General features: G+C 66.0%; 11 protein-coding genes. 6 read left to right on the top strand and 5 right to left on the bottom strand.

What is annotated here, in order from left to right:
- The first annotated feature begins 15 nt into the window (after positions 1–15).
- Both dxs and HNP51_RS08700 read left to right on the top strand, forming a co-directional pair.
- Positions 16–1926 carry a 1-deoxy-D-xylulose-5-phosphate synthase gene (gene dxs, locus HNP51_RS08705; RefSeq protein WP_184270441.1) on the top strand — a complete coding sequence of 637 codons (1911 nt, stop codon included), beginning with the start codon at positions 16–18 and terminating at the stop codon, positions 1924–1926.
- A 1225-nt stretch (positions 1927–3151) separates the two neighbouring features.
- Positions 3152–4390, top strand: coding sequence for a cation:proton antiporter (locus HNP51_RS08700; RefSeq protein WP_184270444.1), 1239 nt, complete (start codon positions 3152–3154; stop codon positions 4388–4390).
- A gap of 63 nt (positions 4391–4453) precedes the next feature.
- Here HNP51_RS08700 and HNP51_RS08695 read toward each other — a convergent pair whose 3' ends face one another.
- Positions 4454–5242 carry a PhoH family protein gene (locus HNP51_RS08695; protein WP_184270656.1) on the bottom strand — a complete coding sequence of 263 codons (789 nt, stop codon included), beginning with the start codon at positions 5240–5242 and terminating at the stop codon, positions 4454–4456.
- Positions 5243–5541: 299 nt separating this feature from the next.
- On the opposite strand from HNP51_RS08695, the gene HNP51_RS08690 reads away from it, so the two are divergent.
- Positions 5542–6069, top strand: coding sequence for a gamma carbonic anhydrase family protein (locus HNP51_RS08690; protein ID WP_184270447.1), 528 nt, complete (start codon positions 5542–5544; stop codon positions 6067–6069).
- Between the two features lie 156 nt (positions 6070–6225).
- Positions 6226–7047 (top strand): hypothetical protein, encoded by an 822-nt coding sequence (locus HNP51_RS08685; protein WP_184270450.1) that lies wholly within the window; start codon positions 6226–6228, stop codon positions 7045–7047.
- A gap of 130 nt (positions 7048–7177) precedes the next feature.
- Here the strand turns inward: HNP51_RS08685 and HNP51_RS08680 are convergent, their stop codons facing one another.
- The 4 genes from HNP51_RS08680 to hfaA all read right to left on the bottom strand — a co-directional run bounded on the left by HNP51_RS08680 (position 7178) and on the right by hfaA (position 12824).
- A complete protein-coding gene (locus tag HNP51_RS08680) occupies positions 7178–10060 on the bottom strand; it encodes a pitrilysin family protein (protein ID WP_184270453.1) in 2883 nt (960 codons plus the stop codon).
- Between the two features lie 139 nt (positions 10061–10199).
- Positions 10200–11444, bottom strand: coding sequence for a holdfast anchor protein HfaD (gene hfaD, locus HNP51_RS08675; protein WP_184270456.1), 1245 nt, complete (start codon positions 11442–11444; stop codon positions 10200–10202).
- Positions 11371–12390, bottom strand: a complete 1020-nt coding sequence (gene hfaB / locus HNP51_RS08670; RefSeq protein ID WP_184270459.1) for a holdfast anchoring protein HfaB — start codon at positions 12388–12390, stop codon at positions 11371–11373. Before hfaB ends, hfaD begins: the two co-directional genes overlap by 74 nt.
- A complete protein-coding gene (gene hfaA / locus HNP51_RS08665) occupies positions 12390–12824 on the bottom strand; it encodes a holdfast anchoring protein HfaA (protein ID WP_184270462.1) in 435 nt (144 codons plus the stop codon). The genes hfaB and hfaA overlap by 1 nt, the downstream gene beginning before the upstream one ends.
- A 196-nt stretch (positions 12825–13020) precedes the next feature.
- On the opposite strand from hfaA, the gene HNP51_RS08660 reads away from it, so the two are divergent.
- Together HNP51_RS08660 and HNP51_RS08655 are read left to right on the top strand one after the other, a co-directional pair.
- Entirely contained in the window at positions 13021–13602 is a 582-nt protein-coding gene (locus HNP51_RS08660; RefSeq protein WP_260398443.1) for a rhomboid family intramembrane serine protease, read from the top strand.
- A 64-nt stretch (positions 13603–13666) separates the two neighbouring features.
- Positions 13667–14095, top strand: a complete 429-nt coding sequence (locus tag HNP51_RS08655; RefSeq protein WP_184270468.1) for a CBS domain-containing protein — start codon at positions 13667–13669, stop codon at positions 14093–14095.
- The last annotated feature ends 349 nt before the right edge of the window (positions 14096–14444 follow it).

Here is a 14444-nt window from a genome sequence, read left to right as displayed (position 1 = left end):
AGGCCCCCGTTTACGATGCCCGACACCCCCGTTCTCGACACCGTCACCGTTCCCGCCGACATGCGCGGGTTCGATATCGCGCGGCTGAAGCAGTTGGCCGACGACGTGCGGACCGAGACCATCGACGCTGTCTCCGTCACCGGCGGCCACCTGGGCTCGGCGCTCGGCGTGGTCGAGCTGACCGTCGCTCTGCACCATGTGTTCGAGACGCCGAAGGACATCCTGATCTGGGACGTCGGCCATCAATGCTATCCGCACAAGATCCTGACCGGGCGGCGCGACCGCATCCGCACCCTGCGTCAGGGCGGCGGCCTGTCGGGCTTCACCAAGCGCTCGGAAAGCGAATACGACCCCTTCGGCGCGGCCCACGCCTCGACCTCGATTTCGGCGGCGCTTGGCTTCGCCGCCGCCCGCGACGCCAAGGGCGAGAAGAACCGCGTCGTGGCCGTCATCGGCGACGGCTCCATGTCGGCGGGCATGGCCTATGAGGCGATGAACAACGCCGCCGAGGCCACCAGCGGTCAGTTGATGGTGGTGCTGAACGACAACGACATGTCGATCGCCCCGCCCGTCGGCGGCATGAGCGCCTATCTGGCTAAACAGGTCTCGGGCGGCGCCTATCAGAACATCCGCAAGGTCGGAAAGAAGTTCGTCGACCACATGCCGCGCCCGTTCCGCGATGCGGCGCGCAAGGCCGAGGAATACGCCCGCGGCATGATCGTCGGCGGCACCTTCTTCGAGGAACTGGGCTTCTACTACATCGGGCCGATCGACGGTCACGACATGGAGAACCTGGTCCCGATCCTGAAGAACGCCGCCGCCATCACCGACCGTCCGGTGCTGGTCCACGTCGTGACGCAAAAGGGCAAGGGCTACGCCCCGGCCGAGGACAGCGCCGACAAGTACCACGGCGTGGTCAAGTTCGACGTCGTCTCGGGCAAGCAGGCCAAGGCCGTCTCCAACGCCCCCAGCTACACCAAGGTCTTCGGCACCGAGCTGATCAAGCACGCCCGGACCGACCCCAGCATCGTGGCCATCACCGCCGCCATGCCGACCGGCACGGGGCTGGACCTGTTCGGTCAGGCCTTCCCGGACCGCACCTTCGACGTCGGCATCGCCGAGCAGCACGCCGTCACCTTCGCCGCCGGTCTGGCCGCCGACGGGATGAAGCCGGTCTGCGCCATCTATTCGACCTTCCTCCAGCGCGGCTATGACCAGGTCGTCCACGACGTGGCCATCCAGTCCCTGCCGGTGCGCTTCGCCATGGACCGCGCCGGTCTGGTCGGCGCCGACGGCGCGACCCACGCCGGCAGCTTCGACATCGGCTTCATGGGGGCTCTGCCTGGCATGGTGCTGATGGCCGCCGCCGACGAGGCGGAACTGGCCGCCATGATCTCCACCTCCCTGGCCATCGACGACCGTCCCAGCGCCTTCCGCTATCCGCGCGGCGACGGCGTCGGCGTGGAAATCCCCGAGCTGGCCGCCCCGCTGGAGATTGGCAAGGGCCGCATCGTCCGGGAAGGCACCTCGGTCGCCATCCTGTCGCTGGGCACCCGCTTGCAGGAATCGCTGAAAGCCGCCGACCTGCTGGCCGCGCGCGGCGTCTCGGCCACCGTCGCCGACGCCCGCTTCGCCAAGCCGCTTGACGCCGACATGATCCTGCGTCTGGCGCGCGAGCATGAGTGTCTGATCACGGTGGAAGAGGGCGCCATGGGCGGCTTTGGCGCCTTCGTCCTGCAACTGCTGGCCGAGAAGGGCGCGTTGGACGCCGGTCTCAAGATTCGCACCCTGACACTGCCCGACGTCTTCCAGGATCAGGACAAGCCCGAGATCATGTACGCCCAGGCCGGCCTCGACGCCGACCACATCGTGGCTGTCGCCCTGACCGCCCTCGGGGTCGACGCTAGCCGCGCCGTCCGGGCTTAGCACACCCTTCCTTCTCCCCTTGCGGGTGGAGGAAGCACGTATCGCGAGCTGACGACGGGTGGGCGCCGGTGGCGCTCGGCTGAGGGGTCTCGCCACCCCCGGAATCCGCTCATCCCGGCGAAGGCCGGGATCCAGATTGTAAGATGCGCCGCCCGGTTCAAATGGCGCAATCCCGCCTCTGACCGCAGGCCGCCCAGCCATATGATCTGGATCCCGGCCTTCGCCGGGATGAGCGAGTTAAGGCGATAGCCTGCACATCAAGCCCCTCCAATCCCTGAAAACCAGAGGTAATGCCCGCCGCTCGCCGCGATCAACGAGCCCCACCCGCTACCTGCCCCATGCTTCCCTCGTCCCGTCGCAAGGGAGGGCTCGCTCGGCCGGCGAACCGAAGCGGCGGCGGGAGCGGAGAGAACGGGGGTCTTGTCGAACCGTTCGTCCTCCATCGCACGCGCCGGGCAAGGGAGCACCCAGCGGAAGGCGGCGATGGATCAGGCGGGCGGTTCAGGAGTGAGAAGCGAGGCGGCGCGAACGCGCTTCCTCCAATCGCGGCCTCAAGTAGCGCGAAGCGCGGTAGGCCACACTTCAGATGAGACATCGATGGGGCCTAGCGACGGGGCGTTCGACCTGTCCGCCATAGAGGTCTCGGTCAGGGTCGCGGGGGTTACGCGGACCGTTCCAGGACTGCACGCCGGTGCAGCCTGCCCGTCATGGGCGCCGGGGGTAGCCGCAAAGAACGGCGCCTGCCCCGAGCTCATGTCCAACTCTTCGCGCGAGGCGTCGGCCTTCGTCGAAACGGTATTACTCATCTGTCTCCGGGCGAAGCCCCGGCGCCCCGCCCAGCCCTCCACCGCCCGCGATTTCGCGAGGCGGGCGTCGGCGCTCAAGCAGCCCAAAGGGCGATAGCGCACTCAGGATGTTCTCCCTCCCCTTCATGGGGAGGGTGGCTGGCGCGCAGCGCCAGACGGGTGGGGGCGCTTCGGCAGTTCAAGCGCCGCGCCCGTCATCCCCACGCCCTCCCCACCCGGTCGCTGACGCGACCACCCTCCTCATGAAGGGGAGGGAGAAGCTGCGTCCTTCCGCGACCCGTCGTCGCGCACGCAACTTTCACTGTTTCCAATCGGTTTCATCCCGGTAAAATGGAGAAGAAAGCCTTGCCGTGGTGGCGTTGCGCCCCCAGTTTGAGGTTTCCAGTCCCAGAAGAACCTTCACCGACGCAGGAGCGCCGATGCCGCATGACGACAGCCTGATTATCACCCTGGTCGGGGGCTTCGTCCTCGCCTTCGTGTTCGGCATGTTGGCCAATCGGCTGAAGTTGTCGCCTCTGGTCGGCTATCTGGTCGCAGGCATCGTTGTGGGGCCGTTCACGGGCGGCTTCGTCGCCGACACCGAGCTGGCGCCTCAGTTGGCCGAGATCGGCGTCATCCTGCTGATGTTCGGGGTCGGGCTGCATTTCTCGCTGGCGGACCTGATGAAGGTGCGCAAGGTCGCCATCCCCGGCGCCTTGGTTCAGATCGGGGCCGCCACGGTTCTGGGCTGGATGCTCGGACGCTTCCTCTTGGGCCTGAACGACATAGAATCCCTGCTGCTGGGTTTCTCGCTGTCGGTGGCCTCGACCGTGGTGCTGCTGCGGGCCCTGGAAGAGCGCAAACAGCTCAAGAGCGACGCCGGCCGGATCGCCATGGGCTGGCTGATCGTCGAGGACCTGGTCATCGTCATCGCCCTGGTCATGCTGCCGCTTCTCATCATTGCGCCGGGTGAGACGCTCAGCGGCGCCGAACTAGCCAAGTCCGTCGGCTGGACCCTGATCAAGGTCGCTGGCTTTGTCGGCGTCATGCTGGTCGTGGGCGCCAAGGTCCTGCCTTGGGTGCTGGTGCGCATCGCCCACACCAAGTCGCGCGAACTCTTCACCTTGGGCGTGCTGGCCATTGCTCTGGGGATCGCCTGGGTCGCCTATTATCTGTTCCACTCCTTCGCCCTGGGCGCCTTCCTGGCCGGGCTGGTGCTGAACAGCTCGCCGCTGGGCCACAACGCCGCCGAGCGCTCGCTGCCGCTGCGCGACGCCTTCGCCGTTCTGTTCTTCGTCTCGGTCGGCATGCTGTTCGACCCCAGCATTCTGGTGCGCGAGCCTCTGGCCGTTCTGGGCGTTCTGGGCATCGTCATCATCGGCAAGTCGCTCGCCGCCCTGGTCATCACCACGGCGTTCAAGCTGGACCGGGCCACCAGTCTGACGGTCGCCGCCAGCCTGGCCCAGATCGGGGAGTTTTCCTTCATCCTGGCCGCGACCTCGGTGTCGCTGGGGGCCATGAGCCGCGAAACCCACGACCTGATCCTGGCTTCAGCCCTGCTGTCGATCTCGCTCAACCCCTTCGTCTTCGCCCTGATCGACCGTATGGGCGGACGCGTTCAGCCTCCGACCAAGAAGCCGGAGCCGGAACCCAAGGCGGCCTTGGCTGACGTCATGTAATGAGAAAAGAGGCCCGGTGATCGCTCACCGGGCCTCTTCCGCATCCGCGTCCTGACAGGGGGCTTACAGGACGCCGATCATGCTCGCGACCAGGGGGTGGCGCACGATGTCGCGTTCGGCCAGCCGCACCACGGCAATGCCCGGCACAGTCTCCACTCGCTCAGAGATATCCGACAGGCCCGAGACGCCGGGCAGAAGGTCCGACTGCTGCGGGTCGCCGGTCACGACCATGGTCGAGTGCCAGCCCAGCCGGGTCAGCAGCATCTTCAACTGGACGTAGGTGCAGTTCTGGGCCTCATCCACGACGATGAAGGCGTTGTTCAGCGTGCGGCCGCGCATGTAGCCGATGGGGGCGATCTCGATCAGGCCCTCAGCCATCAGGGCCTTGACCCGCTTCATGCTGAGGCGGTCCGACAGGGCGTCGTAGAGGGGCCGCAGATAGGGGGCCAACTTGTCCTCCATGTCGCCCGGCAGGAAGCCGATCGACTCCCCGGCCTCCACCGCAGGGCGGCTCAGGACAATGCGGCCGACCTTGCCGGCCTCCAGCGCCTCGACCGCCTTGGCCACCGCCAGATAGGTCTTGCCGGTGCCTGCCGGGCCCAGCGCCAGCACCAGGTTGTGGGCGTCGACGGCGTCCATCAGTTCCGTCTGCCCCTCTGACTTGGGCTTCAGAGTCTTGAGATAGGCCTGGTCGCGATCATCATTGGAGGGGTAGGGCGACCAGCCGTTGCGATTATGAGACTGGGGCGGCAATCGCCGGACCTTGGCGTCATGCAGAAACTGTTCCGAATCCAGAACACCTTCGCGGACTTGATGCTTGATGACCGAACGCTTCGTCATGAACGCCTCCAGGGCATGAAAAAAGGCGAGCCCGGCAGGGTCTCGCCTTGGTCGTCGGTGGGGGAGGAGAGGGGCGGAACAATGCAGCGGCCGCCCGGATCAGCCGCAGGGTCATCGCCGCAGCAGAGGCGTCGTCCCGGAACTGGTCGCGAACACGCCATGCGCATTCTCCAGTATCTGACCGGACCGGGCTTGATCCGGCTTCGGATCCGGGGCCGAAATAGCAGCCTCGAATCGCATCAACAGAATGATGCTAACGTAGTTTATGAAGGCTTAAAGCCATCATTTTCTGAAACATAGGGCGTGTTCTGATGAGTGTTTACAGTCTGGGCGACAGCAAGCCTCAGCTTCCGCCGGAGGGCGAATACTGGATCGCGCCGAATGCAACGGTCCTAGGAAATGTGATTCTGAATCCCGGCGCCAGCATCTGGTTCAACACGGTTTTGCGAGGGGACAATGATCCCATCGTGATCGGCCGCGACAGCAATATTCAAGACGGCAGCATCCTGCATACGGATGTCGGCTCGCCTCTGACCATCGGCGAAGGCGTGACGGTGGGCCACAAGGCCATGCTGCATGGCTGCACCATCGGCGACAACAGCTTGGTCGGCATTGGCGCTGTGATCCTGAACGGCGCCCACATCGGAAAGAACTGCCTCATCGGCGCCAATGCCCTGATCACCGAGGGCAAGGTCATTCCGGACAACAGTCTCGTTATGGGCCAACCGGGCAAGGTGGTGCGGGAATTGGAAGCGGGGCAGATCGAGGCCCTGCGGATTTCGGCTCAGCACTACGTCGAGAACTGGCGGCGCTACGTTCGGGAACTACGCCCCGTCTGAGGCCCGTCGGCGGGTCGCGTCAGGATGGCACAGTCGCACGCCTGCCCGGCGGCGCGAAGGCAACGGAAACGCAAGGCTTTTGCTGTTTCGTCGTTCATTGGACCGGCCCGCGACTTGCAGGGAGCGGGCACGAAGAACAATGCAGGAGTCCAGCCCATGCGGGTGCGGATAAAGACTTTGCTGGCTGCGGCCGGGGCTTTCGTCGGCCTGATGGCGGTGGCTGACACCGCCGCCGCTCAGTGCGGCGGCACGTGCCAGCCGCCCCCGCCGCCGCCGCCGCCGGTGATTCCGTGCGGCGGCAATTGCGGCGCGCCGCCGGTGACGCCGCCGATCACGCCACGCGACGGCATCGGCGGCGGCGGCGGCACCTGGAATTTCAACGTGAACACGCACGGCGGCGGACGCGGCGGCATCATCGTCGTCGGCGGTGGCGGCGGTGCCTACTTCAACGTGGACCAGCCCTATCCGACCACGATCCAGGGCCTGTCGGTTGAAGGCAAGACCATGCAGGCGGTCCGCGTTCCCTACACGGCCTCGCGCCGGATGGAAAAGCGGGTGGTCATTCAGGCCGTCTGCATCGACGACCGCGCCGTGCCGCACCCCGCCTCGCAGGTGCGTCCCGGCAAGGACGTCGCCATGGACTACGAGGGCGAACTCTATCGCTGCATCGCGGGGACCAAGCTGCAATGGACCATCGCCGACGAGGCGGGCGGCCCTGGCGAAACCGTCAATTGCAACAAGCGCGAGGCCCTGTGGTACGGCCGCGGCGGGATGCTGGAATGCCGCCCTGAGAAACAGGAGCGCGACTGCAACGAGCGTTCGCTGCTGCGCCGCTATGGCGCGGGCGTGAAGGTTCTGACCATGGTCCGCGAAGAAACCTACACCGAGTATCGTGAGGAAATGGTCGAGAGCGCCGGCTCGGTGGCCTCGGGCGCGATGATCATGCTGGACGGCGGCGTCGGCGGTCGCGTCTTCTGAATAGGCTGTTCAGGCTGGCGTCATCCGGATTGACCTAGATTTCGTCCATCGACTCTCCGTCGATTAGGCCAAAAGACTTGGGGCCCCGATCCGCTGGATCGGGGCCCCTTTTTCGTCGCCTGCTCGAACCTTACTGGGCCGGGGCGTTGACCGAGACGACCTCGGCCTTCCACGCCGCGCCCGGTTTCAAGTACTGGCGGGCCGCCGCCTGGATATCGGCGGGCGTGAAGGATTCCAGATCCGTGATGTGGGTCTGAATCTGCTCGACCGAGGCAGGCTTGGCGGCGAGATCCTCGAGTTGGCCCAGCCAGTATTCGTTGCCGGCCTGGCTGCGACGCAGGGACTCGATCGTCGGCAGACGGGCGCGGTTCAACTCGTCCTCGGTGACGGGCGTGTCCCGAAGCGAGGCGATGATGGCGTCGACCGCGGCGTAGAAGGCCGGGATCTTGTCCGCCGCCGTCTCGGCCATGACCGAGATGGAACCGTAACCCTTGAACACGTCAGACGCCGAGGATGAGACGCGCGGCGAATAGGCCAGGGCCTGCTTCTCGCGGATTTCGTCCAGCACCCGCAGCTTGAACACCTCGGCCAGGATGCTGACCTTGCGCGCCTCGGTGCGGTCGTCGACGGCGTCTGTCGTCGGCCAGGCCATATAAGCCAGGGCCTGCTCGGCCGGACCCGTATGCGTCAGGCGCACCGGCTGGGCCGTCGGCGCCGGGAAGCGACGCTGGTCCGAACCGGGCAGGGGTTGGGCCGCCGGCGCGCGGGTCGGCAGGGCCGCGAAGGTCGAGGCTACGGCCTTGACGGCGTCCTCCACCGTGACGTCGCCGACCATGACGATGTCGATCGGGCCGGACGCCATGCCCTGGGTCACGCCTTGCTTGAGCTCGTCGAGGGTGAAGGCGGCGATGTCCGAAGCTGCGGGCACCGTTTCGCGCTTGTCGCCGCTGGCGAGCAAGCCTGCGGCCTGGATGCCGAAGGCGCCGCCGGGGGTGGCGATCTGCTGGGCCAGTATTTGCGGGAAGAACGCCTTGATCTGCTCGAACGGCGCGGGGCGCAGGCCCGGATCCGTCAGATAGGCGGCCAGCACCTGCATCTGCAGTTGCAGATCGGAGGGGCGGGTGGCGCCCGACAGCTGATAGGCGTCGCCGTCGATGGCGAAGCCGGCGCTGTAGATCTTGCCGGTCAGGACGCGGCTGAGCTCGTCCGCCGTCAGCTTGCCCAGACCTCCCTGGGTGAAGACCATCGGGGCCAGCATCTGGGAGGTGAAGCGGTCGGTCGGCAGGCCTTCTTCGCCGATGCCGGTGCGGACCGTGACCAGGATCTGCTGGTCCTTGAAGTCGGTCGGCTTGACCGTCAGGCGCACGCCGTTGGGGAAGGCGACGACCGTGGCGCCGACAGCGGCCACTTCGGTCTGGCTGCTGGGCGCGGCGATCTTGCCGAAGTCGGCATAGGGCCATTGCAGTTCCGCTTGCGCAGCGGGGGCGGTGACGGCGACGGCTCGGCTGGCTGCAAGGGCAGCAGTGACGCCGGCCTCGCCGCCTTCGATGGCTTCTGGCGTGACGACCAGAGCAAGCGGGCCATAGCCTTCGAACACCGACTTGACCGCCGTGCTGACCTGCTCGGCTTTAAGGTCTTTCACCACAGCTTCGAACTGGGCCAGGTTGGTGGCTGGCGAGGAGAAGACCGTGTCGTCGTTGGCCGCCGACAGCAGGGCGTTGGCCAGGGCCGGCGTGCTGCGCGTCGCCGCCGCCTGGACGGCGTTTTCAAGCGCGGTGCGCGTATTAGCGATCTCGCGGTCCAACTCGGCCTGCGTCACGCCGAACTGCACCAGGCGGCGCTGTTCCTGCTCCATGGTATCCAGTGCGCGCTTCAGGCCGCCCGGATTGAAGTTGGCTGAGACGGTGCCCAGGTCGAGCGAGTCGAACAGGCTGCCCTGACCGGCGCTGGCGTTGAGGAAGGGCGGATTGTCGGCGCGGGCGATCTCGCCCAGCCGGCGGTTCAGCACCGCCAGGCCCAGACTCTGGACGAACTTGTCTCGCCGCTCGGAGAAGGTGTCGGGGTCCAGGTCGGGATTGCGTATCCAGTTCAGCTGGATCGAGGACTGAACGCCCGGTTCGATCAGGATGCGGGTCTCGGCCGAACGTGGGGCGACGCTTCCCAGATCGGGATTCGGGCCGTCGGCGGCCTTGGGCTTCCAGTCAGAGAAGGTCGCCTTGATCTTGGCTTCCATCTGATCGACGTCAAAGTCGCCGACCGCGATCATGGTCGCACGTTCCGGCCGATAATAGGCGTTATAGAACTCCACGAAGCGCTCGCGGGGAGCCGAGCGAATGATGCTCAGGTCGCCGATCGGCAGGCGGTTGGACAGACGCTGGCCCGGCGCCAGCAGAGCGAGCTGGGCCTTTGTGGACCGCAGCCCTGGGGTGTTGCGCAGGCGCTCTTCGCCCTCGATCACGCCGCGCTCTTCGTCGATGGCCTCGGCCTTCATCAGGGCTTCGGAGACCTGCTCGCGCATGATCCGCAGCGAAGTGTCGACGGTCTCGTCGTTGGTGCGCGGCAGCTCCAGCGTATAGGCGGTCTGGTCGAAGCTGGTGAAAGCATTGGTGTCGGCGCCGAAGGCCAGACCCAGACGCTCAAGGATACGCAGCAGATCGTTCTCGGGCACGTTGGTCGTACCGTTGAAGGCCATGTGCTCCATGAAGTGGGCCAGACCCAGCTGATCCTCGTTCTCCATCAGCGAGCCGGCCGCGATCCGAAGGCGCAGCGACGCCTGCCCGGGCGGCGTGGCGTTCTTCATGATGGCGTAGCGCATGCCGTTGGGCAGGGTGCCGAAACGGACAGCGGTATCGGCTGGAATGTCGCTGGCGGCTTGGGCCCAAGGTTGGGACGGCTGGGCGTCCTGAGCAGCGGCTGCCGGCGGCGGCGCCAGGGCGACAGCGGGCAGGGCGGCCCCGCCCATAAGGGCGAGGCTCGAGGCGGCAAGCAGCAACAGATGGCGAGGCGATCGCATTCAGTCAGACTCCGGACCTCGTGCGATCAGGCGGCCCCCGGGACTGACTGCTGCCCTGCACGTCGATGGTCGCGTGCATTGGCGTAAGCACGTTCGTTCAGAGTGACAAAGAGGCTTGACTACCTCAAGTTACCGAATGTTAATTTCCGCCCGTGCCGGTGACATAGAAGGTCGCCGCGTTGCCGACGGCGTTGGCGCCGGCGATGACGTGGCGGCCAGAGCCATTGATCGTCGTCGTGGCGGTGGCGCTGACGTCGCCGCTGTTGCTCTGGACGTTGCGGACGATTGGCGCAGCGCCGTAGCCCGTGATCGCATTGCCGGCCGCCTGGGCGCCGACATAGGCGTCATAGCCCTTTTGTCCGGTGAAGGAGGCGGTCGCCTCGACGCCGCCTGTGTTCAGCTGGGTGTTGTCGATGTCGACATAGATGTCGTTGTTGGCGATGGTCACGTCGTTGGCGACAGCGGTGGCGGAAGACGTCGCCTTGCCGAAGTCATAGCTGCTGAGTTCGCTGTCGCTGCGGATTTGGGCGCTATTCGCCTGATCTGTCGTCGGGACTAGGGAGCCGCCCTGGTTGTAGAAGTTCGCCTGGTTGCCGCCGGCATGGGCGCGCGCCGCCAGGTTCCAGCCGTTGCCGGCCCAGACGCCGGTCCTGGCCTCGACCAGAGCGCCCGATGAGCGTTGTCGGACATCCAGCTCCTGACTCGCGTTGGGGCCGGTCGTGCCCTGCACCGTATTGGCGACGGCCTGGCTGACAAACTCGGCCGGCTCCCGGACGAAACGCGGCGACGCCAGATTACTCGCGCGGACGTCGCCGGTGACCGTCTGGTCGATGCGTCCGGTCAGGGCGGCGCGGCGATCGCCGGAGCCGCCACCGACCAGGGCAACGGTGTTGCCGAAGGCTCCTGCCGAAATCTGTCCGCCGCCGACGAGACGAGCGTCTGTCCCTGTCAGGTTGGTCGTGGCGGTGACGTCGCCGCTGAGCGCCTGGGTCGCATCGACCGTCATCTGGCCATAGTAGATCGCGCCCGTCAGTGAGTTGCCGCGGGCCTCGGTGGCGCTGGTCACCGGTCCATTGGTGTCGCCATCCAGGGTGAGCGTGGTCGACGCCGAAACGTCGCCGCGCATGTCCTGAGATGAGTCAATGTCAGTGCTGCGCCCGTTGGAAGCGCCGACCAACTGGTTGCCGCGCGCGTCGGTGGTCACAGTCACCTGGCCGCTGACGTCGACGACGTTCAACGTTTGCCCGCCGAAGACGTCGCCGAGCTGGAGCTGTTCGTTCAGGACCTGGCTGCGGTCCTGGGCCGCGACCTCAGTAGCGGCCGCGGCGCACATCGCCGTCGCGGCGATCGTGCCAGCGAGACGGATCCGCGCGAGTCTGACCATTGTTCGTGTCCGTATTTGCATAGGCGGGATAGTAGCCGCCGGTAGGGCCGACCGGAGAGTCGCCCAGGGGATCATTGGCGGGGCTGAGGCAGACCTCGGGGCCCGGCGCGCCATAGAGATTGGCCATGAACTCGACCGTGGCGCGCTCCACCAGAGCGCGGACGGCCAGTTGCACCGGCTCGAGCCCGCTGGTGCCGGCCGAGATGTCGAAGACGTTGCCGTTCAGGAAGTCGAACACGCCCGCCGAGATCTCGCGTCCGACGATCTGCTTCTGATATGAGACGACGTCGACGACTTCGAGCGTGGTGGTCTGGACCAGGCGCAGGTCGATCGCCACGTTCATGACGAAGACCTTGCCGGTCAGCATACCCGAGCCGCCGTTTTGCTGGACCTCGCCGCCGGCGATGTCGATGCCGCCCGAGCGGATGTTGTAGTTCACCTCGGTGATGCCGCCGACAACATAGAAGTCCGAGCCGGGCACCTGGCCGGCCAGAATGCGGCGGTAGGCGGCGTCCTGGGGCCCGCCGTTCTCCTGGTCGTCGCCGATCAGCTTGTTGTTGGCGTAGCGCAACTCCAGCTCGGACACCGAGGTGTCGTAGCGTTCGACGATCCGCGCGCCGGCCTTGGCCAGGGCGGTGTTAGCCATCAGGGAGGCGCCTTGGGTGATCTGGCGTCCGCCATCGGAGGAGATGGAGCCCGTATAGTCGCTGATCCGACCGACGGCCATGCGCGGCGACGGCAGGTTATAGCGGCGTGCATAGTCGGCCAGGCAGTAGAGCGCGGTCGAGTAGGGCGTGGGGTTGGACGTCACCGGCGCATTGCCGATCGGCGAGGCGTACTGGCCCGAGGGACCGGCGCTCGTGCTGGCGCACCCGGCCAGGACGCTGGCGACGGCGGCCGCGACGGCGGCGCCTCGCAGCGGACGAGGGAAGCGAAATGCTGTCATTAGAAGTTCAGGGTCCCGTTCAGGGCGGTTCCGGCGGTGATGTTGCCGGTGTTGTTCTGGGTGGAGTTGACGATCACCGTGTTCCGGTTGCCTTGAACCACGACGTTCAGGCTGTTGCCGGTGGCGATCGCGCCGCCGATGGCTGTCCCGTTGTTGGACGATCCGGCGCCGACGTAGCCGTTTGAAGCACCGCCGGTGGAATTGGAGTAGGCGCTGGCCCCGGTCTGCATGATGCCGTTGACGATCAGACGATTGCCGTTGGCGTCGCGGGTCGATCCGCTGGAGTTCTGGGCGGTGGTGTAGCGCGAGGAGCCATAGCCCGCCTGGAACTGGGCGGCGCCCGCCGAGCCGGTCGACTGCGCCGAGGCGGCGTCGGCCGCCAGAACAGGCAGGGCCAGGGCGGCGGCGGTCAGGATCAGTTTTTGAAACGGCATAGGGGACTCCGCAGGGCGATGAAGGTCGCCAAGCAACCCGCGTGCCAGTTAGGAACGCGGGTCTTAATATCGGCTTGAGATTGCACCGGTCTTTGCCCATCAAGGGGTTATGCAAAGTCCTGTCGACGATCCAGCTGCCCCTCAGCGCGAGCGTATATTCAACGCCCCCTTCTTGCCGGTGCTGATCGCAGCCTCCATGCCCGTGCTCTACTGGTTGCAGGAGAGGCTGCCGGATCAGGGCATGTCGATGGCGTTTCGGGCAAATGACCTGTGGGAGGGGCGCTGGACGGGCCTGCTCACCTCCATGCTGCTACATGGCGGTTGGGCGCATGTGATCATGAACGCCGTCGGCGCGCTCGCATTCGGCACGCCGGTGGCGCGTCTTCTCTCTCGCGGCATGGGGCCGCTGGCCTTCATCGCCCTCTATATCGTGAGCGGCGTCGTCGCCGCGTTCGGCTATGGCCTGTGCCATCCCGGGAGCACCAGCAATCTGGTCGGCGCGTCCGGAGCGGTGTTCGGCCTGATCGGCGCCGCGACCCGTCTCATGTGGGGACATGGCCGTGTACTACCGCTGTTCCATCCCGCCGTTCTGAAGCAGGCGGCGGTCTGGATGCTGGTCAATCTGGCGGTTGGCCTGATCGGCCTGGCCCCAGGCGGGGGCGGGGCCAGCATTGCCTGGGAGGCTCACGCCTTCGGTTTCCTGGTGGGTATGTTGGCGGTCGGTCCGCTGGGGCGCTGGTTCGGCCCGAGAGCGGATTTGCGTCACGGGGGCGTCTGAGCGATCCTGTCCGAGTAGCGGCCGGTCCGCGGTCGTCTCTCTATATAGAAGGGAAGGAGCCGCCATGCTGGTCGCCGAGATACTCAAGGGCAAGGGACAGGCGGTCTTCACCCTGTCGCCTGATGCGTCATTGATTGAGGCCTGTGCCGAACTGGACCGCAAGCGGGTCGGGGCCCTGATTGTCTGCCGGGGAGACGATGTTGTCGGGGTTCTCTCGGAGCGGGACATTGTTCAGGCCATCGCTCGTGATGGCGTGGCCGCGCTCTCCCTTGCAGTGGCCCACTATATGACTGCCGAAGTGATTTATGCCGAGCCCACTGAAACGGTCGCTGTCCTGATGGGCCGAATGACGGATCGCCGCGTCCGGCACCTGCCTGTGCTGCTAGACAAGCGGTTGGCAGGCGTCGTCTCCATCGGCGATGTGGTCAAATGCCAGATCGCCGAAGCTACTCGGGAAGCCGAAAGCCTGCGCACCTATATAGCGGCAGGGTAGGGCTGGAAAATCAGCCTGAGCCAGATAAAGACTCCGGTTCTCTGAGATAGTTCGTGAAACTGTCATTCAGGGCTTGTGGACTCGAGGGGAGGTCCGTATATCCGCCGCTCGCTCGGAAACGGGCGGGCCGCAGGGTTCGGAAACGGACTGGGCGGGGCGGATTTGAAAGCTTCGGTTTTCGGGTTTGCAGAAAGGCTGAAAAGCCTGGTTGACTTGGAGATCGGCTTTCCTTAGAGAGCTGCCTCCGCTGGGGCCTTCGGGCTTCGGAAGTGTTGAAAAAGTTCTTTAAAAAGAACTGCTTGACACGGAAAACTTGAGGCGGTACACACCGCCTCCGCCGCGAACGGGC

Origin of the sequence: Brevundimonas bullata (assembly GCF_014207965.1) — a bacterium.
GTDB classification, from domain to species: Bacteria; Pseudomonadota; Alphaproteobacteria; order Caulobacterales; family Caulobacteraceae; genus Brevundimonas; species Brevundimonas bullata_A.
The sequence above is the reverse complement of the archived record's forward strand: the minus strand, read 5'-3'. Positions and strand labels throughout refer to the sequence as shown.

Excerpts from the sequence above, each read along its gene's own strand:
- hfaA (WP_184270462.1), bottom strand. The coding sequence starts at position 12,824 with ATGCCGTTTCAAAAACTGATCCTGACCGCCGCCGCCCTGGCCCTGCCT.
- HNP51_RS08685 (WP_184270450.1), top strand. The coding sequence starts at position 6,226 with ATGCGGGTGCGGATAAAGACTTTGCTGGCTGCGGCCGGGGCTTTCGTC.
- HNP51_RS08660 (WP_260398443.1), top strand. The coding sequence starts at position 13,021 with ATGCCCGTGCTCTACTGGTTGCAGGAGAGGCTGCCGGATCAGGGCATG.
- hfaB (WP_184270459.1), bottom strand. The coding sequence starts at position 12,390 with ATGACAGCATTTCGCTTCCCTCGTCCGCTGCGAGGCGCCGCCGTCGCG.
- HNP51_RS08680 (WP_184270453.1), bottom strand. The coding sequence starts at position 10,060 with ATGCGATCGCCTCGCCATCTGTTGCTGCTTGCCGCCTCGAGCCTCGCC.
- HNP51_RS08655 (WP_184270468.1), top strand. The coding sequence starts at position 13,667 with ATGCTGGTCGCCGAGATACTCAAGGGCAAGGGACAGGCGGTCTTCACC.
- dxs (WP_184270441.1), top strand. The coding sequence starts at position 16 with ATGCCCGACACCCCCGTTCTCGACACCGTCACCGTTCCCGCCGACATG.
- hfaD (WP_184270456.1), bottom strand. The coding sequence starts at position 11,444 with ATGGTCAGACTCGCGCGGATCCGTCTCGCTGGCACGATCGCCGCGACG.
- HNP51_RS08690 (WP_184270447.1), top strand. The coding sequence starts at position 5,542 with ATGAGTGTTTACAGTCTGGGCGACAGCAAGCCTCAGCTTCCGCCGGAG.
- HNP51_RS08700 (WP_184270444.1), top strand. The coding sequence starts at position 3,152 with ATGCCGCATGACGACAGCCTGATTATCACCCTGGTCGGGGGCTTCGTC.